The organism is Streptomyces sp. MMG1121 (assembly GCF_001280015.1).
Lineage (GTDB): Bacteria > Actinomycetota > Actinomycetes > Streptomycetales > Streptomycetaceae > Streptomyces.
The window spans coordinates 16,009-38,358 of record NZ_LGDV01000215.1; the positions used below are offsets into that span (position 1 = coordinate 16,009).

At 71.8% G+C, this 22,350-nt stretch carries 21 protein-coding genes; 11 read left to right on the forward strand and 10 right to left on the reverse strand.

The features are described from left to right. Positions 1-166: 166 nt before the first annotated feature. Positions 167-415 carry a DUF397 domain-containing protein gene (locus ADK64_RS31335; protein WP_053664550.1) on the reverse strand — a complete coding sequence of 83 codons (249 nt, stop codon included), beginning with the start codon at positions 413-415 and terminating at the stop codon, positions 167-169. Beyond that, a complete protein-coding gene (locus ADK64_RS31340) occupies positions 412-1,257 on the reverse strand; it encodes a helix-turn-helix domain-containing protein (protein ID WP_053664552.1) in 846 nt (281 codons plus the stop codon). Before ADK64_RS31340 ends, ADK64_RS31335 begins: the two co-directional genes overlap by 4 nt. A gap of 116 nt (positions 1,258-1,373) precedes the next feature. Between ADK64_RS31340 and ADK64_RS31345 the strand changes: the two genes are divergently transcribed. Then, a complete protein-coding gene (locus ADK64_RS31345) occupies positions 1,374-1,766 on the forward strand; it encodes a hypothetical protein (RefSeq protein ID WP_053664554.1) in 393 nt (130 codons plus the stop codon). Here ADK64_RS31345 and ADK64_RS31350 read toward each other — a convergent pair. The 3 genes from ADK64_RS31350 to ADK64_RS31360 all read right to left on the reverse strand — a co-directional run bounded on the left by ADK64_RS31350 (position 1,759) and on the right by ADK64_RS31360 (position 4,681). After that, positions 1,759-2,409 carry a hypothetical protein gene (locus ADK64_RS31350; RefSeq protein ID WP_053664556.1) on the reverse strand — a complete coding sequence of 217 codons (651 nt, stop codon included), beginning with the start codon at positions 2,407-2,409 and terminating at the stop codon, positions 1,759-1,761. The two genes, ADK64_RS31345 and ADK64_RS31350, sit on opposite strands and share 8 nt — an antisense overlap. 105 nt (positions 2,410-2,514) lie before the next feature. Beyond that, on the reverse strand, positions 2,515-3,210 hold the full coding sequence (locus ADK64_RS31355; protein WP_053664558.1) for a GntR family transcriptional regulator: 696 nt from the start codon (positions 3,208-3,210) through the stop codon (positions 2,515-2,517). Positions 3,211-3,325: 115 nt separating this feature from the next. Then, a complete protein-coding gene (locus ADK64_RS31360; protein ID WP_053664560.1) occupies positions 3,326-4,681 on the reverse strand; it encodes an aspartate aminotransferase family protein in 1,356 nt (451 codons plus the stop codon). A gap of 203 nt (positions 4,682-4,884) precedes the next feature. Between ADK64_RS31360 and ADK64_RS31365 the strand changes: the two genes are divergently transcribed. After that, complete coding sequence (locus tag ADK64_RS31365) at positions 4,885-6,825, forward strand: serine/threonine-protein kinase (RefSeq protein ID WP_053664562.1); 1,941 nt, start codon at positions 4,885-4,887, stop codon at positions 6,823-6,825. Between the two features lie 130 nt (positions 6,826-6,955). Continuing rightward, entirely contained in the window at positions 6,956-8,497 is a 1,542-nt protein-coding gene (locus ADK64_RS31370) for a substrate-binding domain-containing protein (protein WP_053664564.1), read from the forward strand. 16 nt (positions 8,498-8,513) lie between these two features. On the opposite strand, the gene ADK64_RS31375 is transcribed toward ADK64_RS31370, so the two are convergent. Beyond that, complete coding sequence (locus ADK64_RS31375; RefSeq protein ID WP_053664567.1) at positions 8,514-9,263, reverse strand: SLATT domain-containing protein; 750 nt, start codon at positions 9,261-9,263, stop codon at positions 8,514-8,516. Between the two features lie 267 nt (positions 9,264-9,530). Between ADK64_RS31375 and ADK64_RS31380 the strand changes: the two genes are divergently transcribed. From ADK64_RS31380 to ADK64_RS31390, 3 genes are read left to right on the forward strand one after another with little or no spacing between them, the layout of a single operon-like run. Further along, positions 9,531-9,875 (forward strand): YbaB/EbfC family nucleoid-associated protein, encoded by a 345-nt coding sequence (locus ADK64_RS31380; RefSeq protein WP_053664594.1) that lies wholly within the window; start codon positions 9,531-9,533, stop codon positions 9,873-9,875. Positions 9,876-9,926: 51 nt separating this feature from the next. Beyond that, positions 9,927-10,526 (forward strand): recombination mediator RecR, encoded by a 600-nt coding sequence (gene recR / locus ADK64_RS31385; RefSeq protein WP_053664569.1) that lies wholly within the window; start codon positions 9,927-9,929, stop codon positions 10,524-10,526. After that, positions 10,519-11,181 (forward strand): DUF5063 domain-containing protein, encoded by a 663-nt coding sequence (locus tag ADK64_RS31390; protein ID WP_053664571.1) that lies wholly within the window; start codon positions 10,519-10,521, stop codon positions 11,179-11,181. Before recR ends, ADK64_RS31390 begins: the two co-directional genes overlap by 8 nt. Before the next feature lie 61 nt (positions 11,182-11,242). Here the strand turns inward: ADK64_RS31390 and ADK64_RS31395 are convergent, their stop codons facing one another. Further along, a complete protein-coding gene (locus ADK64_RS31395) occupies positions 11,243-11,968 on the reverse strand; it encodes a sulfite exporter TauE/SafE family protein (protein ID WP_053664596.1) in 726 nt (241 codons plus the stop codon). 198 nt (positions 11,969-12,166) lie between these two features. Here ADK64_RS31395 and ADK64_RS31400 point away from each other — a divergent pair, with 198 nt between their 5' ends. The 4 genes from ADK64_RS31400 (at position 12,167) to ADK64_RS31415 (ending at position 16,842) form a co-directional block, all read left to right on the forward strand. Continuing rightward, positions 12,167-13,438 carry an aspartate kinase gene (locus tag ADK64_RS31400; RefSeq protein WP_053664573.1) on the forward strand — a complete coding sequence of 424 codons (1,272 nt, stop codon included), beginning with the start codon at positions 12,167-12,169 and terminating at the stop codon, positions 13,436-13,438. Between the two features lie 28 nt (positions 13,439-13,466). Continuing rightward, positions 13,467-14,519 (forward strand): aspartate-semialdehyde dehydrogenase, encoded by a 1,053-nt coding sequence (locus ADK64_RS31405; protein WP_053664575.1) that lies wholly within the window; start codon positions 13,467-13,469, stop codon positions 14,517-14,519. Positions 14,520-14,903: 384 nt separating this feature from the next. Continuing rightward, entirely contained in the window at positions 14,904-15,578 is a 675-nt protein-coding gene (locus tag ADK64_RS31410; RefSeq protein WP_078992948.1) for a SigE family RNA polymerase sigma factor, read from the forward strand. A gap of 148 nt (positions 15,579-15,726) precedes the next feature. After that, entirely contained in the window at positions 15,727-16,842 is a 1,116-nt protein-coding gene (locus ADK64_RS31415; RefSeq protein ID WP_324614460.1) for a hypothetical protein, read from the forward strand. A 9-nt stretch (positions 16,843-16,851) separates the two neighbouring features. Here ADK64_RS31415 and ADK64_RS31420 read toward each other — a convergent pair whose 3' ends face one another. Both ADK64_RS31420 and ADK64_RS31425 read right to left on the reverse strand, forming a co-directional pair. Continuing rightward, complete coding sequence (locus ADK64_RS31420) at positions 16,852-17,646, reverse strand: SURF1 family protein (protein ID WP_199829756.1); 795 nt, start codon at positions 17,644-17,646, stop codon at positions 16,852-16,854. Between the two features lie 60 nt (positions 17,647-17,706). Beyond that, complete coding sequence (locus ADK64_RS31425; RefSeq protein WP_234384768.1) at positions 17,707-18,549, reverse strand: class I SAM-dependent methyltransferase; 843 nt, start codon at positions 18,547-18,549, stop codon at positions 17,707-17,709. A gap of 83 nt (positions 18,550-18,632) precedes the next feature. On the opposite strand from ADK64_RS31425, the gene ADK64_RS31430 reads away from it, so the two are divergent. Then, positions 18,633-20,468 (forward strand): prolyl oligopeptidase family serine peptidase, encoded by a 1,836-nt coding sequence (locus ADK64_RS31430; RefSeq protein ID WP_053664579.1) that lies wholly within the window; start codon positions 18,633-18,635, stop codon positions 20,466-20,468. Positions 20,469-20,472: 4 nt separating this feature from the next. Here ADK64_RS31430 and ADK64_RS31435 read toward each other — a convergent pair whose 3' ends face one another. Next, positions 20,473-22,314 (reverse strand): NAD-binding protein, encoded by a 1,842-nt coding sequence (locus tag ADK64_RS31435; RefSeq protein WP_053664581.1) that lies wholly within the window; start codon positions 22,312-22,314, stop codon positions 20,473-20,475. Between the last annotated feature and the right edge of the window lie 36 nt (positions 22,315-22,350).

Below are 22,350 nucleotides of genomic sequence, written 5' to 3' on the forward strand. Positions count from 1 at the left end.
GTGCAACGCGGGGGCGGACGTGGACTGGGCCTGGGCCCGCGTCGGCGCCGTCAGCCGCGAGGTTCCCCGAGCCTTCTGTTGTTCATGCGCATGCATGACACCCGAGTCTCGCAGCGTCGGCCGCGACCCACCAGGAAACGCGGGGGCACTACCACTGCCCCAACGGTCACTTCGTGGCGTGAGCGAGGAAATCGGCCCAGGCGGTGGGGGTGACGGTGAGGTGGGCGGCGGTGGGGTGGTTCTTGGAGTCCCGGATGTGGATCGCGGATGGGCAGGGGGCGACTTCGACGCAGTTGCCGCCTCCGCTGTCGCTGTACGAGGACTTGCGCCAGGTGTAGGCGGTTTCGACGCACTGTCCGCCCCCAGCATCGCTGTAGCTCGACTTGAACCACCGAAGCGCTTCGGTGCCGGTCATTGCTTCTCCCCTGCCAGCCGATCGATGAGGCTCAGCGAGTCGTCAGGACTCAGGGCCTGTGCCCGGATCTTCGCATAGCGGTGGGCCAGTGGGGATACGTCTGGTGGATCGCTGATGAGGATGCCCTGGTCCTCGATCTCCATGTAGACGACGTGTTCGTGGTCCTTGGTCTCGACCAGCTTCATCCCGCCTCGGTCACCCGCGTGCGACCCTCGCAGGCCTCGGTCCATCGGGAGCACCTGAAGGCAGACGTTGTCCCGCTGGGCGTCCTCGATGAGTGAGCGCAGCTGTCCTCGGAGGATCTCCCGGCTTCCGAACGGCCGCCTCAGCACGCTTTCTTCGAGGATCAGCTCGATCATCGGGGCTGGAGCCCGGTCGAAGAGTGCCCGGCGGAGCAGACGCGCCTCGACCAGTTCTTCCCGCTTCTGCTCGGAGACCGGGGGATAGCCGCCCCCGATCAACGCCCTCGCGTAGTCCTCCGTCTGGAACAGGCCGTCGACCACCAGGGTTTCGTATGAACTGATCGTGATCGCCCCCGACTCCATTTCCGAGAAGCCCCTGAACCTTGCCGGGTACTTCTCCAGGAGCATCCACCTGCGCGCCTTCTGGAACACCCCCAGCCCGGCCCCGATGTGCTCCTCCAGCGCGACCAGCATCTTGTCGCTCGCCGGTTGCGCACATGTCTCCATCGCGCTCACAGCGGACGCCGTATACCCGAGCTTCTTTCCCAACACCTCCTGTGTGAGTCCCTGTTGCTCTCGCAGCGCCTTCGCCAGGGCGGCGACGAGATGTGCCGTACCGCCTGCTTCCTCTTTGTTCTCGGCCCGCGCCATCGCGGTCACCCCCGGACTCAACCGAACTCAACCGGTCATGGTCACTCCACGTCGACTCCGCACTGCTCCAAGATATGGACGGAGAGTTATAGAAGAAGGTAGCGGCCATCACTGACACTGACCCCATGAACACTCAAAGTCACCTCGCCGTGGAGTGGATTCCCGCCACCGGCATCCAACTCCGCAAGGCAGGGGTCCAATTCGACGCCGTACGGCTCGACGGGGACCACGGGCGGGACGTAGCCGACCGGCTTGCAGGTCTGACGGGAGGTGACCCGGGACCGGTCATCCAGTCGGACAGCGGGCGGCGCTGCGTCTACTTCCTCGTCGCCCCCGGCAGTACCGCCCGCCGTCCTTGGCCGGAATGCGTGACCCGGCTGACCAGTGGCCCGTACCGGATCAGCTTCATCCCCGTACCCGCGCTCGACGGGCCCACCTGGCCGCTCACCTGGCGCTATCCCCCCACCGCGCCCGGCCGGCTGGTCCACACCCGCCTGTTGCGCGGTGCGCTCAGCTGAAGACGATCATCGAGCCCTGGGCCAGGGAACGGGTCGCCGCCGCGTGCAGCCCCAGCCACACGTGCCGCTCGCGGGCGAACGGGCTGGGGTCGTACGGCGCCGGGACCGCCGGTTCCTCCAGCTCCGTGGGGCCCGCGGGGGCCGCCGGGGGTGCCGGGGGGTTCGCCGGGTCGATGCCGATCGACGGGGCGACGTGCTCCAGCTCGCGGAGCAGGGTCTGGGAGGAGCCCAACGGGCCGCCTCCCGCGAGGAGTTCGTCGCTGGAGAGCGGGTGCGGGAAGTCGACCGGGACGTACGCGCCCGCGTGGTCGTAGTGCCAGACCAGATGGGACTGCTGGGCCGTGGACTCGAACATCTCCAGCAGCTGCTCGTAGTCGCCGCCCAGCTCGCCCACCGGCGTCACCGGCAGGCCGCAGATCTGGAGCAGGTAGGCGCGCCGCAGGAAGTGGAGGGCGTCGTAGTCGAAGCCGGCCACGGGGGCGACCTCGCCGGACAGGCCCGGCATGTACTGGTACACCGGCACCGGCGGGAGCCCGGCCTCCGCCAGCACGTTGTTGTAGTGCGCGAGTTCCTCGGCGAACGGATTGTCCGGCGTGTGGCACAACACGTCCACGAGCGGTACCAGCCACAGGTCACAGGCCAAAGAGGGCTCCTCGGACAGAGAAGGTGGTCAGAGAAGGTGGTCTGGGCAGGGTAGTCGGTGCGGTCCAGGTCCCATACCCCTCTCGACCGCTACCCGTGCGTCCGCTCAGCCGGCGGCCATTCCTTCCAGCAGCGCCAGCGAGTGGGCGTTGGAGGCGGCGACGATCGAGCGGGCGGCGTCGGCGTCGCGGTGGGCCAGCGCGTCGACCAGGTCCGTGTGCCCGGCCCAGAGGCGGCCGCGCAGGTCGGGCAGGCGCAGCAGGTGCTGGACCGCGCAGACCCAGGACTGGACGCGCAGTCGGTGCAGGAAGTCGCCGAGGTAGGGGTTGCCGAAGAGGGCGCTCAGTTCGCGCCAGAAGCGGAGGTCGTAGCCGATGAGGATCGTGAGGTCGCCGGCCGACGCGGCCCGCGCGGCCTCCTCGCCGCGACGGCGGACGGTGGCGAGCGCGGTGGCCGTGCGGGGGTCCTCGGGCGGGGTGCGGAAGGCGGGGTGGCCGGTGCTGAGGGCCTGGAACATGCCGTCGGTGACCAGGCTGCGGGCCTCGATCATGTTCCGGTAGTCGGCGAGCGAGTACTCGGGCACGCGGAAACCGCGGTGCTGGTCGGCCTCCAGGATGCCCTGCGCGGACAGGTCGACCAGCGCCTCGCGGACGGGGGTGGCGGAGACGCCGTACTGCTCGGCGATCTCCTTGACCGTGAACGCCCGGCCCGGCCGCAGCCGCCCCGCCAGCACCTCGTCGCGGAGCGCGTCCGCGATCTGCTGGCGCAGGGTGCTGCGGGTCACGGCGCCGTTGCCGGGCATGATCGGGGCTCTCCTCACGCGTTCGGGTGTGATGCTCGTACATACGCACGTATTCGCGTATGTCTCACGAGCACGTCACCTTACGCGTTCGGATCCTCGGACGTACTGCGACGTACTACGCCGTGTGCTCGTCGGCCACGGTCAGCGCGGCGTCCAGCGCGGCCAGGCCCTCCTTCAGCTCGGCCTCGGTCACGTTGCAGGGCGGGACCACGTGCGTGCGGTTCATGTTCACGAAGGGCCACAGGCCGTGCTGCTTGGCGGCGGCGGTGAAGGCGGCCATGGGGGCGTTGGCCTCGCCGGCCGCGTTGTACGGCACCAGCGGCTCGCGGGTCTCGCGGTTCTTGACCAGGTCGAGCGCCCAGAACATGCCGGTGCCGCGCACCTCACCGACGCTCGGGTGGCGCTCGGCCAGCTCGGCGAGCGCGGGACCGACGACGGTGGCACCGAGGTGCCTGGCGTTCTCCACCACGCCCTCCTCGGCCATCACGTTGATCGTGGCGACGGCGGCGGCGCAGGCGAGCGGGTGGCCGGAGTAGGTCAGTCCGCCGGGGTAGGGGCGCTTGCCGAAGGTCTCGGCGATCTTCTGTGAAATGGCCACACCGCCGAGGGGGACGTAACCCGAGTTCACACCCTTGGCGAAGGTCATCAGGTCCGGGACGACCCCGTAGAGGTCGGCCGCGAACCACTCGCCGGTGCGGCCGAAGCCCGCCATGACCTCGTCCAGGATGAAGACGATGCCGTACTTGTCGCAGATCTCGCGCACACCGGCCAGATAGCCGGGCGGCGGGAGCATGATCCCGGCCGTGCCCGGGACGGTCTCCAGGATGATCGCCGCGACCGTGCCCGGCCCCTCGAAGGCGATCGTGGTCTCCAGGTGCTCCAGCGCCCGCGCGGTCTCCTGCTCCTCCGTCTCGGCGTAGAAGCGGGAACGGTAGAGGAACGGCGCCCAGAAGTGCACGACACCGGCCGCGCCGCCGTCGGAGGCCCAGCGGCGCGGGTCACCGGTGATGTTGATCGCCTGCTGGGTGCCGCCGTGGTACGAGCGGTAGGCCGACAGGACCTTCGCGCGGCCGGTGTGCAGCCGGGCCATGCGCACCGCGTGCTCGACGGCGTCGGCGCCGCCGTTCGTGAAGAAGATCTTGTCCAGGTCGCCGGGGGTCCGCTCCGCGATCAGCCGGGCCGCCTCCGAGCGCGCCTCGACGGCGAACGCGGGCGCGAACGTCGTCATCGTCGCGGCCTGCTCCTGGATCGCCGCGACGACCTTGGGGTGCTGGTAGCCGATGTTGGTGAAGACGAGCCCGCTGGTGAAGTCCAGGTACCGCTTGCCGTCGTAGTCCCAGAAGTACGACCCCTCCGCGCCGGCGACGGCGAGCGGGTCGATGAGGTCCTGGGCGGACCAGGAGTGGAAGACGTGCGCGCGGTCCGCGGCCTTCACTGCGGCGCCGGCTTCGGGATGGGGCTGAGGGGTCATGCGGCCGAGCGTAGATGTCCACGATGCGGAAGGCCTATCGGCGTCTTGTTCTGTGGACGGGCGGTTTCCGCGACAGATTGTCGAAAGCGGGTGGCGGAACCGCGCCCCCCGGGTCGGGCGACTCCCCGTAGGGCCGCATTATTCTCGGTCCGTCGTACACGTATGCGTGCGTTGTATGTCTGGGGTGGGGAAGGCGGACGGGCATGGAGAAACTGGGGGCGGGGGATCCGAAGCGGATAGGGGGCTACCGGCTGCTGGCGCGGCTGGGGGCCGGCGGGATGGGGCACGTGTACCTGGCCCGGTCGGACCGGGGCCGTACGGCCGCCGTGAAACTCGTCCGCGGGGAACTCGCCGAGCGGGAGGAGTTCCGGGCCCGCTTCCGGCAGGAGGTGCAGGCCGCGCGGCGGGTCGGCGGGTACTGGACCGCGCCCGTGCTCGACGCGGACACCGAGGCGGCCGTGCCGTGGGTGGCGACCGGGTACGTGGCCGGGCCCAGCCTGCAGCAGGTCGTCGGCCGCGATCACGGGGCGCTGCCCGAGCGGTCGGTACGGATCCTGGCGGCGGGGCTCGCGCACGCGCTGAAGGACATCCACGCGGCGGGGATCGTGCACCGGGACCTGAAGCCGTCGAACGTGCTCGTGACCATCGACGGGCCGCGCGTCATCGACTTCGGCATCGCCCGGGCGCTGGAGACGGCCTCGCTGGGCGGGGAGGGGCTCACCCAGACCGGGTCGCTGGTCGGGTCGCCCGGGTTCATGGCGCCGGAGCAGGTGCGGGGGGACCGGATCACGCAGGCGTGCGACGTCTTCTGCCTGGGGTCCGTGCTCGCCTACGCCGCGTCGGGGACACAGCCGTTCGGCACGGCCACCAGCGGTGTGCACGCGCTGATGTTCCGGATCGCCCAGGAGGAGCCGGATCTGACGGGGGTGCCGGAGGGGATCGCCGACCTGGTGCGGGGGTGCCTGCGCAAGGAACCGGGGGAGCGGCCTTCGCTGGAGGCGATCCTCGAGCGGACCGGGGCGGAGGACACCGTGTCCGGCGGGCGCTCTCGTGATCCCTGGCTGCCGGGGGTGCTCGTCGCTCAACTGGGCCGACACGCCGTGCGGTTGCTGGAAGTGGAGGAGCCGGAGGCAAACGACGCCGCCCCTCCGCTCCCGCCCGCACCACCCGCGACGGTCTCGTCGTCGGCGGGTGCGGGGGACACCGGCGGGGCGAGTGGGCCTGATGATTCCGGTGGGCCTGGCGGCACGGGCGCCGCGGGCGGTCGGCCGACGGAAGCCGACGCGGGTGGTGCCGACGGCGCTGGTGGGTCCCCCGAGCATGCCGCTGTCTCTGATGAGGGGGCCACTTCGGGCGGGGGCGGGATCGATCGGCAGACGACTGTCGTGTCGGGCCGGCTTCCGGCGCCCGGGGTGCCCCCCGTGACTCCCGGGCCCGGGGACGTGCCGGGGGCGCAGGGGCACGCGCAGCAGCATCCGCAGTACCCGCCGTATGCCGAGACGGCCACGTCGTCCCCCCCGACCGCCCCGCCGTACGCCCGGCCGGGCTACTCGACTCCGGCGTTCCCCCGCCCGGGCGAGGAGGAGCCGGAGCGGCGCAGCGGGCGGTCGACCGCGCTGCTCGTCGCGGTCGCGCTGGTCGTGGCCCTGGGAGCCGGTGGCTCGGTGTACGCCCTGATGAACGGCGGCGGTGGGCACACCAGAGACGGCGGGAAGGGGGGCTCCGCGCCCGCCGTGGCCTCCTCCGGCCCGACCACCTCCGCGCCGTCCTCCTCCGCCGCCCCGGGCGGGGCGATACCGGCGGCCTATCTGGGCACCTGGGGGGCGACGATCGACAGCACCACCGGGACCGGCTTCCGTCAGCTGACCATCCGGCAGGGCGCGGTGGGCGACGCCGTACTGAGCCTGGTCGCGGAGGGGCCGGCCGACGGCGGTGGGTCGTACCACTGCGTCTTCGAGGCCAGGCTGACCCAACAGCCCGGCGCGGACGGTCCGCTGGAGATCGGGCCGTCCACCGTCAGCTCCGGCGAGCCCGCCTCCTCCTGCACCCCGGGCGACGCCACCGAGATCACGCTGCAGCCGGGCGGCACGCTGAAGCGGGTGCAGAAGGGTGGCGGGGAGAGCCTGACGTACAGCAGACGGTGACGTTGAACTCCCGCTTCCGATGGGGTGGTTGAACGTTCGGCGAACTTCGGCGAACGCGTCCGGTTCGTCCCCTTCCGCGCGCGTACCGTGACCCCCACGATCCGGCTCCGGGGAGTGGCGGGGGCACCACATGTCGTGGTTGAGCACGGAGAACATCGTCGCGGTCGGCACGGCGCTGCTCGGCATCGCCGCGTCCGCCGGCATGGTCGGCTACGAGCGCCGGGTGCCGCGCCGCAAGCGCGTCGGCTACCGCGTGCAGATGGACAACCCCATAGGGGACGACGTCCGTTCGGGCCGCGCCGACCGCCGGCTCGGTCTGCTGCTCTTCGACTTCGACGGGGCGCCGGACATGAGCGACGCGACGCTCGTCCTGCTCCGCATCGAGAACGACGGCTCGATGGGCATCGACCGTGACGACTACACCAGCCCCGAGCGGCACGGTCTGACCGCGGTGTTCACGGACCGTACCGTCCGCGGTGTCTCGGTGACCCAGCCGACCGACACCGACCACCTGATGGACCACTTCACCACCGAGCGCGGCTTCGGCTACGACGGCAACACCCTGCGCATCCCGCGCGTCCCGCTGAACAAGGGCGACCATTTCAAGCTGCTCGTGCTGCTGACCGGCGGGGACGTCGGCCGGGACATCCGGATCGTCGGCGGGATCCGGGAGGGCGAGGTCCATCCCAACCGCAGCGCCACCCTCGACGACAAGCCGCCGCTGTTCAGCCGCGCCTCCCGGCTCATCACCGTCATGCTGACGGTGTCCGTGGTCACCCTGGCCGCGATCGTCGTGGCCCGCGACGGCGCCCCGCCGCCGATCGGCTGCGCGAAGGGCGAGCTGACCGTCACCGGGTCGACCGCGTTCGCGCCGGTGATGCAGGAGGTGGCGAAGAAGTACGAGCACGACTGCACGGGGTCGAGCGTCACGGTGGACGCGCATGGATCCACGGCGGGCGTACGGGAGCTGGCGGCGGCGGGGGAGCAGGCGAAGGCGAAGGGGTCGCCCGCCCTCGTGGCCCTCTCCGACGGGCCCAAGCCGGACGACATGCCCGAACTGCGGGAGAACCGCGTCGCGTTGTCGGTCTTCGCACTCGTCGTGAACGACGACGTGGGGGTGCGGAACCTGTCGACGGCGGACGTACGACGTCTGTACCAGGGGAAGGTCGCCAACTGGAGTCAGCTGGGCGGCCGTTCACTGCCCGTGCGTCTCGTCAGCCGGGACGCCAACTCCGGTACCCGGCAGGTCTTCCAGCGGCGCGTCCTGGGCCGGGGCGAGATGGCGAACTCCTCCGTCGACTGCGTCCACAAGGACGACCCGACGGCCCCGGTGACCCGCTGCGAACTCGACTCCACCGAGCAGGTGCTGAACGAGGTCGCCCAGCTGCCCGGCGCGATCGGCTACAGCGAGCTGAACCTCGCCACCGACGCGAAGGGGCTGCGCGTGCTCGACCTGGACGGCGACGCGCCCTCGGTGGACGCCATCGAGCACGGCGACAGCGCCTATCCCTACCGCGAGATCGAGTACGCCTACACCTACGGCCAGCCGCCCGCCGACTCCCTGGTGTCCAGTTTCCTGACCTATCTGATCCGGGGGACCGGGCAGGACGTCATCCGGACGCACGGGCATGTGCCGTGCTGGACCCCGGAGGGGATGAAGCTGTGCGCGTAGCCGCGTGAGCGGCTGTCTACCGGGGCTCCGGCGGTCGCTGCCTCGGCATGTTCGGCCGGGTCCCGTTGGCGGGCGGCAGCGGGAAACGGCCCCCGGGCCCCGCGCCCTCCTGCCTCGGTACGGAGGCGACCGCCGTCTGGATGCCCAGCGGCGCCGACCCCGTACGGAACTCGACCATCCAGTCGGTCGTCTCCGTGCGCACCAGCTCCGTGATGTCCTCCGAGAAGCGCCGCAGCACGCCCAGGCACCGCTCGGCCGCCTCGCTCGCCGTGCCCTCCGCCGGGCCCAGCACCTCCCGGATGCTCTCGGAGGCCCAGTCGAACTGCAACGCCTGGAGCCGCCGCTGCACGGCCTGCGCGGTGGCCACGTCCCTTATCCAGCCGGAGGTCACGCCGAAGAACCGGTCGATGCCGACGCAGGCCACCGCGAGGAGCAGCGCCAGACAGCCCCAGGGCGCCACCCCGCGGGCCACCCCGGTCAGATCCAGCAGCGGCAGCGCCGCACCGGCCGCCGCGCCCGCCGCCGCACCGGCCCGCAGCCCCTGGGCCCCGCGCCGCTTCCAGACCCGGTCGCGCAGATACCAGGACGCCGTCTGCAGCGCTCCGCGCTCCACCCACTGGTACAGCTCGTCCAGCCGTTCGGCGGGCTCCCCCCAGTCCCCGAGCGGAAAGGCCCGCCCGGTCAGCTCGCCCGGCCGCAGCCCGGCCCAACCCTCGCCCCGCCCGTCCTGAGGCGGTCCCTCGGGCTGCATCTCCGGCTGACCCACCCGGCACTCCCAACTGATCCTGACTGAATCCCGACTGATCCCGATGATCCCGACCGGTCACGTAGCGTGACATCGCCTGACGACGCGCGGGATCCTTCCTACCGCCCAATGGGTGGCGGAGAGGGAGCTTTCCCGGCTTTTCCGCCCGGAAGAGGGTCTTGATCAGGTATAGGACTGCTGGACTTCTCACTCGAAAGAGTGGCGGGGCGACGGGGCCGTGGACCACGTAGGCTCATGCTCAAGGAGAAGAACGTAGAGGAGCTGATCGTGATCCCCGGTGGTGGCCAGCCCAACATGCAGCAGTTGCTCCAGCAGGCCCAGAAGATGCAGCAGGACCTCCAGCGGGCGCAGGAGGAACTGGCGAACACGGAGGTCGACGGGCAGGCGGGCGGCGGTCTGGTGCAGGCCACCGTGACCGGCGCCGGCGAGCTGCGTGCGCTGAAGATCGACCCGAAGGCCGTGGACCCGGAGGACACCGAGACCCTCGCCGACCTGATCGTGGCGGCCGTGCACGCGGCCAACGAGAACGCGCAGACCCTCCAGCAGCAGAAGCTCGGCCCGCTGGCCCAGGGACTCGGCGGCGGCACGGGCATCCCCGGTCTGCCGTTCTGAGTCCCGGCCAACTACCGTACGTACCGAAAGGTCTCCAGGAAGGGCAGTCCGGTGTACGAAGGCGTGGTCCAGGACCTCATCGACGAGCTGGGGCGGCTGCCCGGCGTCGGTCCCAAGAGCGCGCAGCGGATCGCCTTCCACATCCTGCAGGCGGAGCCGACGGACGTACGGCGCCTCGCCCAGGCCCTGCTCGAGGTGAAGGCGAAGGTCCGCTTCTGCGCGACCTGCGGCAACGTGGCACAGGAGGAGCTGTGCAACATCTGCCGTGACCCGCGCCGCGACCCCTCGGTCATCTGCGTGGTGGAGGAGCCGAAGGACGTGGTGGCGATCGAGCGCACCCGTGAGTTCCGGGGCCGCTACCACGTCCTGGGCGGCGCGATCAGCCCCATCGAGGGTGTGGGTCCCGACGATCTCCGTATACGGGAACTTCTCGCGCGGTTGGCCGACGGGACGGTCACGGAACTGATCCTGGCGACGGACCCGAATCTGGAGGGCGAGGCGACGGCGACGTATCTCGCCCGGATGATCAAACCCATGGGCCTGAAGGTCACCCGCCTGGCCAGCGGCCTCCCGGTGGGCGGCGACCTGGAATACGCGGACGAGGTGACCCTCGGCCGCGCCTTCGAGGGGAGACGACTCCTAGATGTCTGACGCCACGCTGCACGCCACGATGCAGGACCCGGACGACTTCGCGGTCCAGATCGCGGACCAGATCGAGAGCTTCCTGGTGGCCGTCACGGAGGTGGCGAGGGGCGACGAGCCCGGCTCGACCGTGCCCTTCCTCCTGCTGGAGGTCTCCCAGCTCCTGCTGGCCGGCGGCCGTCTGGGCGCGCACGAGGACATCGTCCCCGACGAGCGCTACGAGCCCGACCTGGGCCCGGAACCGGACGTGGACGAACTCCGCGAGAACCTGGCGCGGTTGCTGGAGCCGGTCGACGTCTACTCGGAGGTCTTCGACCCCTACGAGCCCCGCAGGGCCCCCGTCCCGGCCCGTATCTCGGACGACCTGGCCGACACCATCACCGACCTCCGCCACGGCATGGCCCACTACCGCTCGGGCCGTACGACGGAGGCCCTGTGGTGGTGGCAGTTCTCCTACTTCTCCAACTGGGGCCCCACCGCCTCCGCCGTCCTGCGCGCCCTGCAGTCGGTCCTCATCCACGTCCGCCTCAACCAGCCCCTGGAGGAGCTGGACGGCCTCGACACCGACCAGGCGACGATGGGTGACGAGACGCTGGAGTTCGAGGCGGGCCGGGTCATGGAGGAGGAGATCGGCGAGCCGTTGGGGATGCGGCGGGGGAAGTAGCAGGAGCGACCGGCGGCCGGAAACCGATGCGACGGGCCGGCTCCGTGTCTCATGTCCGGGTCTAATGTCCGGCCCACACTCCCCACAGGCCCTTCGTCATCGTCGTGGCGCCGCCCGCCAGGAGCAGGACCAGGTGGCGGGCCCGGTGTTCGGGGATGCGGGGGGCGATCCTGCTGCCTGTCAGGGCGCCTGCCGTCAGGGCCGTGGCGGTGACGGCCCACTGGGGGGCGGTCAGGTGGGGGGCGCCGTTCGCGGCGAGGGAGAGGGTGTTGACGGCTACGCCGTAGAACTGGGCGTTGGGGACGAACTCCCGTACCGTCCAGCCCGCGTTGAGGGCGTAGAGGGAGATCGGGGGGCCGCCCACTCCTGCCGCCGCGTTCATGAAGCCGCCCACCGCTCCCGCCGTCACCGCTCCCTTGCCGCCCCGCAGGGCCGGGACGCGGGCGCCGTGCAGGACGAGGAGGACGGCCGCCGTCACCAGCGCGCCCGTCACCGACAGCAGGACCGGGCGCGGGAGTTGGCGGGTCATCCAGGCGCCCGCCGGGACCGTGCAGGCCGCCGCCAGGCAGAGCGGCACCATCGCCGCCGGACGGACGCGGCGCCAGCCGCCCGCCAGGCCCACGACGCTGATCGCTCCGGCGGCGCAGTTCGCGAGGATCACGCCCTGGGCCGGGCCGAGCAGCAGGACCAGGGCCGGTGCGGCGACCAGGGCGAAGCCCATGCCGGTCAGCCACTGGACGCATCCGCCGAGCAGGACGATCGCCGCGAGCGACACCTCCATTGTCATGAACATCTGCATACACCACCGGCGGTGGTGCTGTGACCCAGGGCACTTTTCCGCGTGGCAGGCCGAACGCTGGGCAGATGCCGGATGCGGACGTCCGGTGCCTCACCATTCCGATGTCTCACCATGCGGGAGCAGGGTGGTGGAATTCGGACGCTCGTTAGACTGAGCCGACACAAACGAACCGAGCGAGGAGCGCACGTGGGCCTTGTCGTGCAGAAGTACGGAGGTTCCTCCGTAGCCGATGCCGAAGGCATCAAGCGCGTCGCCAAGCGGATCGTGGAAGCGAAGAAGAACGGCAACCAGGTTGTCGTCGTCGTTTCCGCGATGGGCGACACGACGGACGAGCTGATCGATCTCGCCGAGCAGGTGTCTCCGATGCCTGCCGGGCGCGAATTCGACATGCTGCTGACCGCCGGAGAGCGGATCTCCATGGCCCTGCTGGCGATGGCGATCAAAAACCTGGGCCACGAGGCCCAGTCGTTCACGGGCAGCCAGGCAGGCGTCATCACCGACTCGGTCCACAACAAAGCCCGGATCATCGACGTCACGCCCGGCCGGATCCGTGAGTCCCTGGACCGGGGCAACATCGCGATCGTCGCCGGTTTCCAGGGCGTCAGCCAGGACAAGAAGGACATCACCACGCTCGGTCGTGGCGGTTCCGACACGACGGCCGTGGCGCTCGCCGCCGCGCTCGACGCCGAGGTCTGCGAGATCTACACCGACGTCGACGGCGTGTTCACCGCCGACCCGCGCGTCGTGAAGAAGGCGAAGAAGATCGACTGGATCTCCTTCGAGGACATGCTGGAGCTGGCGGCCTCCGGTTCCAAGGTGCTGCTGCACCGCTGTGTCGAGTACGCCCGCCGCTACAACATCCCGATCCACGTGCGGTCCAGCTTCAGCGGACTTCAGGGCACGTGGGTCAGCAGTGAGCCGATTGGGGACCAGAAGGTGGAGCAGGCCATCATCTCCGGTGTCGCGCACGACACCTCCGAGGCCAAGATCACGGTCGTCGGCGTGCCGGACAAGCCGGGTGAGGCCGCCGCGATCTTCCGGACCATCGCCGATGCCGAGATCAACATCGACATGGTCGTGCAGAACGTGTCCGCCGCGTCCACCGGGCTGACGGACATCTCGTTCACGCTGCCGAAGACCGAGGGTCGCAGGGCCATCGACGCGCTGGAGCGAAACCGGCCGGGGATCGGCTTCGACTCGCTGCGCTACGACGACCAGATCGGGAAGATCTCGCTGGTCGGCGCCGGTATGAAGACCAACCCGGGCGTGACCGCCTCGTTCTTCGAGGCGCTGTCCGACGCGGGCGTGAACATCGAGCTGATCTCGACCTCCGAGATCCGCATCTCGGTCGTCACGCGCAAGGACGACGTGCCCGAGGCCGTCCGTGCCGTGCACACCGCCTTCGGGCTGGACTCCGACACCGACGAGGCCGTCGTCTACGGCGGCACCGGCCGATGACCTTCTCCCGGTACGGAGGCGTACGACGATGACCGGCAAGCCGACGCTCGCGGTCGTGGGAGCGACCGGAGCCGTCGGCGCGGTCATGCTCCGGATCCTGTCCCAGCGGGCGGACATCTGGGGCGAGATCCGGCTGCTCGCCTCCCCCCGCTCGGCCGGCCGCAAGCTGGCCGTGCGCGGGGAGGAGGTCGAGGTGGCGGCCCTGACGGAGGACGCCTTCGACGGGGTCGACATCGCGCTGTTCGACGTGCCGGACGAGGTGGCCGCCGAGTGGGCGCCGATCGCCGCCGCGCGCGGTGTGGTCGTCGTCGACAACTCGGCCGCCTTCCGGCTGGACCCCGAGGTGCCGCTGGTGGTGCCCGAGGTCAACCCGCACGCCGTACGGATGCGTCCGCGCGGGATCGTCGCCAACCCCAACTGCACGACCCTGACGATGATCGTCGCCCTGGGCGCGCTGCACGCCGAGTTCGGGCTGCGCGAGCTGGTGGTGTCGTCGTACCAGGCGGTGAGCGGGGCGGGGCGCGCGGGCGTGGAGACGTTGCGGGCCCAGCTGTCCCTGGTCGCGGGTACGGAACTGGGGACCACCCCCGGTGACGTACGGCGGGCCGTCGGCGAGAACACGGGGCCGTTCCCGGAGCCCGTCGCGCTGAACGTCGTGCCGTGGGCCGGCTCGCTCCGCGAGGACGGCTGGTCCTCGGAGGAGATGAAGGTCCGCGACGAGGCGCGCAAGATCCTCGGACTGCCCCGGCTGCCCGTCGCCGTGACCTGTGTCCGGGTGCCCGTCGTCACCACGCACTCCCTGACCGTGCACGCCCGCTTCCAGGGCGAGGTCACCGTCGACGGCGCCCGCGAGATCCTCGCCACCGCGCCGGGCGTGGTGCTGTACGACGACCCGGCCGCCGGGGAGTTCCCCACCCCGGCCGATGTCGTGGGCACCGATCCGACCTGGGTGGGCCGGGTCCGGCGGACCCTGGACGACCCGACCGCGCTCGAACTCTTCGTGTGCGGCGACAACCTCCGCAAGGGCGCCGCGCTGAACACCGCGCAGATCGCGGAGCTGGTCGCCGCGGAGTTCTGCTGAGTGCCGGGCCCCGCCCACGCGTATTCGTACGCGACGTCGTTCCTTGTGTGTGGAATTTGTAGGGTCTGAGTAAGAAATGTGTTCAGGAGCATGGTCCGGACCACTTGAACCAGGCCTTACGGCAACAGAGGATCAGCAGAGGATTTTCCTCCCCGCCCTGCGCAACCGCTGCAGGGCGGGGAGCGTCTTTGCGGTCACCCTTGCGGGGCCTGAGGGCGAACGATCCTGACGTGGGGACGTCGCGACCGGGGCGTGGGGACGCTCAGGGCGCATGGGACATAAGGGAAGAGCGGGACGCATGACGGCACTTGAGGCGCCGCCGGTTGTCGCACATGTGACGCCCGGCACGTACAACCCTGGCGGGGGGAGACGTGTCCAACAGGCGTGGCAGAGGTACTCGAACTCAGTGCGGCCCGCGGCACCGCGGCTCTCCGGCCGCCCCGTGCGGTGCTCCGGCCCCGCACGTCCGGCGGCATGCCGGTGATCGCGCCCATGCCCGCCGCGCGGCCCACCCGCATACCAGGTCAACGTGACGGATCCGAGGAGGCCGCGGCGGACGCGGTCGCCGGGACGACCGTCGACCACCTCACCGAGACCTACCGCGCGCACTACCGCTCGCTGCTGGGCCTGGCCGCGCTGCTCCTCGACGACACCGCCTCCTGCGAGGACGTCGTCCAGGAGGCCTTCATCCGCGTGCACTCGGCCCGCAAACGTGTCCGCGACCCCGAGAAGACCCTCGCCTACCTCCGCCAGACGGTCGTCAACCTCTCCCGGTCCACGCTGCGCCGGCGCATCCTCGGCCTGAAGCTGCTGTCCAAGCCGATGCCGGACATGGCGAGTGCGGAGGAGGGCGCCTACGACCAGCTGGAGCGCCGCGATCTCATCAAGGCGATGAAGGGCCTGCAGCGCCGTCAGCGCGAGGTCCTGGTCCTGCGCTACTTCGCGGACATGACCGAGGCGCAGGTCGCCGAGTCCCTCGGGATCTCCCTGGGCTCGGTGAAGGCGTACGGCTCGCGGGGCATCGCCGCACTGCGGGTGGCCATGGAGGCACCGGCATGAGCGAGCGGGGCGGAACATGAGCGAGCGAGAGGCAGGGGGTGATCCCGATGCGGGTCGTTCCCCCGAACGCCACGAGCCCTTCGCCCGGCGCCGGCCGACGAAGCGGACTGAGCAAGAGCACACGCAATCGCACGCTGGGAACGGAACTGTGAACCACGGCCCCGACGAGAAGCACCCCGAGGGGCTCGGCCCGGAAGCAGGCGGGGGTGGCTCGGACCTCGGCGGGCTCGGGTCGGATCTCGGCGGACTCGGAGACGACGAGCTCGCTCTGCGGCGGATGCTGCACTCCGCCGTCGACGACGTGGAGCCGCGCGCCGGGACACTGGAACAACTGCGGCGGGCGGTGCCGGCCCGACGGGCCCGCAAGCGGCAGGCCGTCGTCGGGATGGCCGCCGCGGCCCTGTTCTTCGGCACCGCGATCCCGGCCCTCGTACACGTCTCGGCCTCCGGCGGCTCCGACCCCGACACCGCCATGGCCGGCCAGTCCTCGCAGGCCCAGGGCGGCAGCGGGCAGGGCAAGGACAAGGGCGACGGGACGGGCGGCCGCAAGGACACCGGCGGTCCGAGCGCCACGCCCGGCAGGCCGACCGACGCGGGCGGCGAGAAGGGCAAGCGCGGCGGCGGTGTCACCGGTTCGACCGGCGGCGTCAACCCGACCGCCACGCTCGCCTCGGGCAGCGCCCCGCTGTGCAGCCCCGCCCAGCTGGGCTCCGCCACCGGCAGCGCCGAGGTCCCGGACTCCGCGGGCGTCGTCTACGGCACGTTCCGGGTCACGAACACCTCCACCGCCGCCTGCACCGTCAGCGGCGCGGGCACCGTCACCCCCACCGCACAGGGCGCGGCCGACCCTGCCAAGATCACCACCGCCCGGCACGCGGCCGGTGACGCGGCGACCGCTCTGCCCGATCCCAGCCTGGAGATCTCCGGGCTGGTGCTGCAGCCCGGCGCGGCCTACGAGGAGAAGTTCGCCTTCGTGCCCTCGCAGGCCTGTCCCACGACCGGCGGCTCCACCACGACCGGCGGCTCGGACACCGGCGGCGCGTCGCCGGACCCGACGCCCTCGCAGGACGCGAGTGCCGCCGGCGGCTCCGACACGGGCAGTGCGTCGGGTACGACGACCCAGCTGGTCACGGAGGAGGGCACGGCCGACGGCAGTGTCGTGGTCACGCACACGGCAGCGGGCGGATCGCCGTCCACCTCGGCGACCGTGCCGCAGGAGTGTGCGGGGACCGTCTACTACACCGGGGTGCTGGCGGGCTCGTAGCCCCGCCGGTCAGCCGGCGCTCACCTGTGCCGGAGCCTCTTCCTCCGCCGGCACCAGGCCCAGCGCGACGTCCCGTACCGTCTCCGCCTCGCGCCGCAGCAGCCGGAACCACATGAAGACCACGAAGCCGGCGAAGACGAACCACTCGCCGGTGTAGCCGAGGTTCTGGAAGGCCTTCAGATCCAGGCCGCTGCCGTCCGGGACGCTCGCCGGGACGGCCTTCATCCCCGAGTCGGCCTTGTCGAGGGTGACCCAGGCGTCGTACAGCTTGTACGGCACCAGGTTCACCAGGGACGCCGAGCTGATCGCCGCCGTCTGTCCGGCGGGGAGCCCGCCCTGGGCGCTGACCCCGTTGTCCCCGGGCGTCTCGGACGCCTGGAGCGCGCCGGTCACGGTGACCTCGCCGGCGGGCGGGGCCGGGGCCTTCGCGGCGTCCGCCCGGCCCGGCAGCCAGCCCCGCACCACCGGAAGTGCCTCGCCGGAGTCGGTGCGCAGGAGGGTGAGGACGTAGAAGCCGTTCTTGTCGTCCAGCTGGCGGCCGGGCACCAGCAGTTGCTTGCCGTACTGGCCGTGCACGCTGACCCGGCGGCCCGAGGTCGCCTTGTCGACGGGCAGCATCTTGTCCAGCGGCTGTGCCGCCTCGCGATGGTCGGAGGCGGCCTGCTCGGTCGCGGCGCGACTGTCGTGCACCCGCCCCTCGAACCGGCTCAGCTGCCACGACCCCATGAAGATGCAGAACGGGATGGCGAGCAGCACGAAGACGTTGATGCCCCACCAGCGGGGTGTCAGCAGAAACCGGTACACGCCCTCCACGGTACGGCGCCGGTGCCGGGCGCCCGCCCGCGGGTCGGCCCTCGCCCACCGTCAGCTCTCCTTGCTCGCCTTCAGCGAGTAGACGAGGGGGATACGGGGATGGCCGGGCGGGAAGCGGTGGTAGCCGTCGTGGACCTCGAGGTTCTCGAAGCGCGGGAAGAGCGACACGTCGTGCTCGTGCAGGAACTCCAGGCGCAGACCGGTCGCGGCGAGTGCGGAGACGACGTCGCCCAGGGTGTGCGTCCACTGGACGCTGCGGTTGTGGACCGTCGCGGCGGACAGGTCGGCGTAGGTGCCGGCCTCGTCCCACACCTGGGCGTCGCGGGCGAAGTAGTCGCGCACGAACCGGGTGCCGGTCGCGTCGTCGAGGGCGTCGGTGATCGGGTGGAACTCGGCCAGGTAGAGAAAGCCGCCGGGCGAGACGAGGGAGGCGGCCGTCTGCGCCCAGCGCCGGATGTCCGGCAGCCAGCACAGCGCGCCGAGCCCGGTGTAGACGATGTCGTACGACTCCTCGGGCACCGTCTGTCGTGCGTCGTAGACGTCGCCGGTGACGAAGGCGGCGCGCTCGGGGCCGTAGCCGAGGTCGGCGGCGAGGGAGCGGGCGGCTTCCACGGCGGGGGCGGAGAAGTCCAGGCCGACGACGCGGGCGGCGCCACGGTGGGCCCAGGAGAGGGTGTCGGTGCCGATGTGGCACTGGAGGTGAAGCAGGGTCCTGCCGGTGACGTCGCCGACCTCCGCTGCCTCGAAGTCCCGTACGTCGTCCCGGCGGGCGCGGAAGCCGTCGAGGTCGTAGAACTCGCCCGCGACATGGACAGGGACCCTTTCATCCCACATGGCCCGGTTGTCCTCGCGCCAGCGGGAGGGGACGGACGGCGCGGTGGGTTCGGCACTCATGATCGGAAAGTTATCCACAGGCTGGGGGCGCTCGCCACCCAATTGTCGGCGCGGCCAGGCAGTATGGGCGCATGACTGGGGCCATGAGTGAGAGCAACACGCCGAGCACGCCGCATGCGTCGAGCACGCCGGATACGCGGGACATGCCGGACTGGGAGAAGCGCTTCCGGGCGCCGCGGGTGTCGCTGCCCGACTGGGCGGAGGACGCGCCGGACCGCTCCCTGTTCGTGTCGAACGCGACGGGGACGTACGAGCTGTACGCCTGGGACCGTACGACGGGCGAGCAGCGGCAGGCGACGGACCGGCCGAACGGCACGACGGACGGCGTGCTCTCCCCGGACGGCACCTGGATCTGGTGGTTCGACGACAAGGACGGCGACGAGTTCGGCATCTGGCGCCGCCAGCCCTTCGCGGGCGGCGAGGCGGAAGCGGCCGTCCCCGGCCTCGACGCCTCCTACCCGGCCGGGCTCGCCCTGGCCCGTGACGGGCGCACGGCGGTCGTCGGCCGCTCCACGGACGAGGACGGTACGACGATCCACCTCGCCCGCCGGGGCGAGGAACCGGTCGAGATCTACCGGCACCGCGAGTCGGCGGGCGTCGGCGACCTCTCCCACGACGGCTCCCTGATCGCCGTCGAGCACACCGAGCACGGCGACGCCATGCACGCGGCGCTGCGCGTGCTGCGCCCCGACGGCCGGGCGGTCGCCGAGCTGGACGACACCAAGGGCGGCACCGAGGAACTGGGCCTGGAGGTGCTCGGCTTCGCCCCGGTCGACGGCGACACCCGGCTGCTCATCGGCCACCAGCGCAGGGGCCGCTGGGAGCCGCTGGTGTGGGACGTGGCGACGGGCGAGCAGACGGACCTCGACCTGGACCTGCCGGGTGACGTCGGCGCCGAGTGGTACCCGGACGGCTCCGCCCTGCTCGTCGCCCACGGCTTCGAGGCCCGCAGCGAGCTGTTCCGCTACGACCTGGCGACCCGCGAGCTGACCCGCATCCCCACCCCGCCCGGCACGGTCTCCGGCGCCACGGCCCGCCCCGACGGCAGCGTGGAGTACCTGTGGTCGTCGGCCGCACAGCCGTCGACGGTGCGCTCCACGTCCGGCGGGGTCGTCCTGGACCCGCCCGGTCTGACGTGCCCGCCGTCGGTGGAGGTGGAGGACGCCTGGGTGGAGGGCCCCGGCGGCCGTATCCACGCCCTGATCCAGAAGCCGGCGGGCGCGAGCGGCCCCCTGCCCACCGTCTTCGACCTGCACGGCGGCCCGACCTGGCACGACAGCGACTCCTTCGCCGCGGGCCCGGCCGCCTGGGTCGACCAGGGCTACGCCGTGATCCGCGTCAACTACCGCGGCTCCACGGGCTACGGCCGCGCCTGGACCGACGCGCTCAAGCACCGGGTCGGCCTGATCGAGCTGGAGGACGTGGCCGCGGTGCGCGACTGGGCGGTCTCCACCGGCCTCGCCGACCCCGACCGTCTGGTCCTCACCGGCGGCTCCTGGGGCGGCTATCTCACGCTGCTCGGCATCGGCACGCAGCCCGACGCGTGGACGGTGGGCATCGCGGTCGTGCCCGTCGCGGACTACGTCACGGCGTACCACGACGAGATGGAGGCCCTGAAGGCCATGGACCGCACCCTGCTGGGCGGCACCCCGGAGGAGGTCCCGGAGCGCTTCGAGGCGTCCTCCCCGCTGACGTACGTCGACGACGTCAAGGCCCCGGTCTACATCTCGGCGGGTGTCAACGACCCGCGCTGCCCGATCCGCCAGATCGACAACTACGTCAAGCGCCTGGAGGCCCGCGGCGCCGCCCACGAGGTCTACCGCTACGACGCCGGGCACGGCTCCCTGGTGGTGGACGAGCGCATCAAGCAGCTCCGCCTGGAGATGGACTTCGCGAAGAGAAACCTGCCGGGCGCGTAGCCGGTCACCGCAGCTCCGCGAGCCCCCGGCGGGTCGCGGCCACCACCACCCGGTCGCCCTTCTCCAGGACATGGTCGGGGGCCGTGTCGGTGCGGCCCTCCAGGGCCAGGACGCGCCAGGAACCGGCCTGGAAGGCCTCGCGTACGGTGCGGCCCTCCAGCTGGTGATGGCCGGCGACGTCGACGGCGGCGAACAGCAGGACCCGGCGCTCCACGGGAATCGCCCCGAGCACCTGCCGGCCGAGCATCGCCCCGGCGAACGCGGGCGCGGCCAGGTGCGTCACGCTCCGGCTCCGGGTCAGCGCCTGCGGATACGCGGCCCGCAGGGTGCGGTACACGGCGGTGGCGAAGTCGTCGTCGTACAGCCGCAGCACCACCCGCAGATCGGGCCGTACGGTGCGCGCGTACAGCACGGCCTCCAGGTTCGTGGTGTCGCCGCTGGTCACCGCGAGCAGTGCGTAGGCCCGGTGGATCTTGGCGGCCTCCAGCACCCCCTCCTGGGTGACGTCACCGAGCACCACCGGCACCCGCAGGCGGCGCGCGGTCGCGAGCCCGCGCGCCTCCGGGTCGGACTCGACGCACACGACGGGCACGTTCAGCTCGCGCAGCCGGGTCAGCACCCGGGTGCCGATCTTCCCGAGCCCGAGCAGCACCACGTGCCCGCCCAGGCCGCGCGGCGGTTTGCGCAGGGCGGAGGCGGTGCGGAAGGTGCCCAGCCCCTCCAGCACGGCCGCCAGCAGCACCGGCAGCAGCAGCAACCCGACCAGTCCGGAGAGGAGTTGGAGGATCTGACGGCCCAGCGACTCCCCGATGGCCGGGTTGTCGATCGCGAACAGGTCGAGCAGCGTGAGGTAGAAGGCACCCAGCGGATGGATGCCGGTCACCAGCCACAGTGCGACGGCGAGCGCGACCACACAGCCCACGATGCCGGCCAGCGACCAGCGCAGCCGCCGCGAGAACAGCGAGGCGAGCGGGGGCACGCCGCCCACCCGGCGGCGGGGCGCGGCCGACTCCGGGCCGACCGCCGCCGACGCCTGCTCCAGCACCACGGCCGCCCGCCCCACGGCCTGCCGCACCTCGTCGTCGTCCGGCAGCAGCCGCGGCTCCTGGTCGGCGCCGCCCTCGGGCCCGTCCCCGCCGGTGGGGTCCGCACCGGCCGGGGAGAGCAGCGCGAGCGTGCACAGCCCCGAGGCGGGCACCCGCCCGTCGGGGTTCGGCTGCCGTTCGACGGCCCGCAGCAGCAGCCCCTCGGTCTGGACGACCTTGCTGGTGCCCGCGACGGCGGTGGCGGCGAGCGCGGGGGCGGCGGTGTCGGCGTCGGACAGCACGGTCGTGGACGCGTCCGTGCCGCCCTCCCCGTTGCCGGTCGCCAACGCGGCCGCCTGGTCGAGGAGTTCCTCGATGTGCTGGCCCAGGCGGCGGTTGTAGAGCCTGAGGACGAGCCGGAGCCGGGGGTTGAGCCGGCGGGCGGTCAGCGCGGCCCGGATGTTGGTCTCGTCGTCGTCGAAGACGAGGGCGAGCGCGGTGGCCCGTTCCACCCCGGCCTCGGCGAGCACGGCCTCGCTGAGCTCGGCGGCCTCCAACACCCGTGGCCCGTCGACCCCGTTGGGGCCGCCGGAGGTGCTCGGCGGCGAGGCCGTGGCCCCGGTGGCGGCGCCCGTCCGGCCGACGGCGGCGTTGACCATACGGTCGAACAGCGCCGCCGACGCGGCCCGGGCCCGGCCGACCACCGGGGGCCGCGCCGTGCGCCCGTTCGGCGGTACCACCAGGGTGACCTGCTCGCCGTAGACTCCGCGCAACTCGGCGGTCAGCCGGTGCGCGAGCCCGTCGTCACCGCACACCACCATGTGCGCCGGCGGGGCACCCGGCCCCCCTTGATACGG

Excerpts from the sequence above, each read along its gene's own strand:
- ADK64_RS31365 (WP_053664562.1), top strand. The coding sequence starts at position 4,885 with ATGGAGAAACTGGGGGCGGGGGATCCGAAGCGGATAGGGGGCTACCGG.
- ADK64_RS31425 (WP_234384768.1), bottom strand. The coding sequence starts at position 18,549 with ATGAGTGCCGAACCCACCGCGCCGTCCGTCCCCTCCCGCTGGCGCGAG.
- ADK64_RS31345 (WP_053664554.1), top strand. The coding sequence starts at position 1,374 with ATGAACACTCAAAGTCACCTCGCCGTGGAGTGGATTCCCGCCACCGGC.
- ADK64_RS31430 (WP_053664579.1), top strand. The coding sequence starts at position 18,633 with ATGAGTGAGAGCAACACGCCGAGCACGCCGCATGCGTCGAGCACGCCG.
- ADK64_RS31370 (WP_053664564.1), top strand. The coding sequence starts at position 6,956 with ATGTCGTGGTTGAGCACGGAGAACATCGTCGCGGTCGGCACGGCGCTG.
- ADK64_RS31405 (WP_053664575.1), top strand. The coding sequence starts at position 13,467 with ATGACCGGCAAGCCGACGCTCGCGGTCGTGGGAGCGACCGGAGCCGTC.
- ADK64_RS31390 (WP_053664571.1), top strand. The coding sequence starts at position 10,519 with ATGTCTGACGCCACGCTGCACGCCACGATGCAGGACCCGGACGACTTC.
- ADK64_RS31360 (WP_053664560.1), bottom strand. The coding sequence starts at position 4,681 with ATGACCCCTCAGCCCCATCCCGAAGCCGGCGCCGCAGTGAAGGCCGCG.
- ADK64_RS31395 (WP_053664596.1), bottom strand. The coding sequence starts at position 11,968 with ATGACAATGGAGGTGTCGCTCGCGGCGATCGTCCTGCTCGGCGGATGC.
- ADK64_RS31435 (WP_053664581.1), bottom strand. The coding sequence starts at position 22,314 with ATGGTGGTGTGCGGTGACGACGGGCTCGCGCACCGGCTGACCGCCGAG.
- ADK64_RS31355 (WP_053664558.1), bottom strand. The coding sequence starts at position 3,210 with ATGCCCGGCAACGGCGCCGTGACCCGCAGCACCCTGCGCCAGCAGATC.
- ADK64_RS31335 (WP_053664550.1), bottom strand. The coding sequence starts at position 415 with ATGACCGGCACCGAAGCGCTTCGGTGGTTCAAGTCGAGCTACAGCGAT.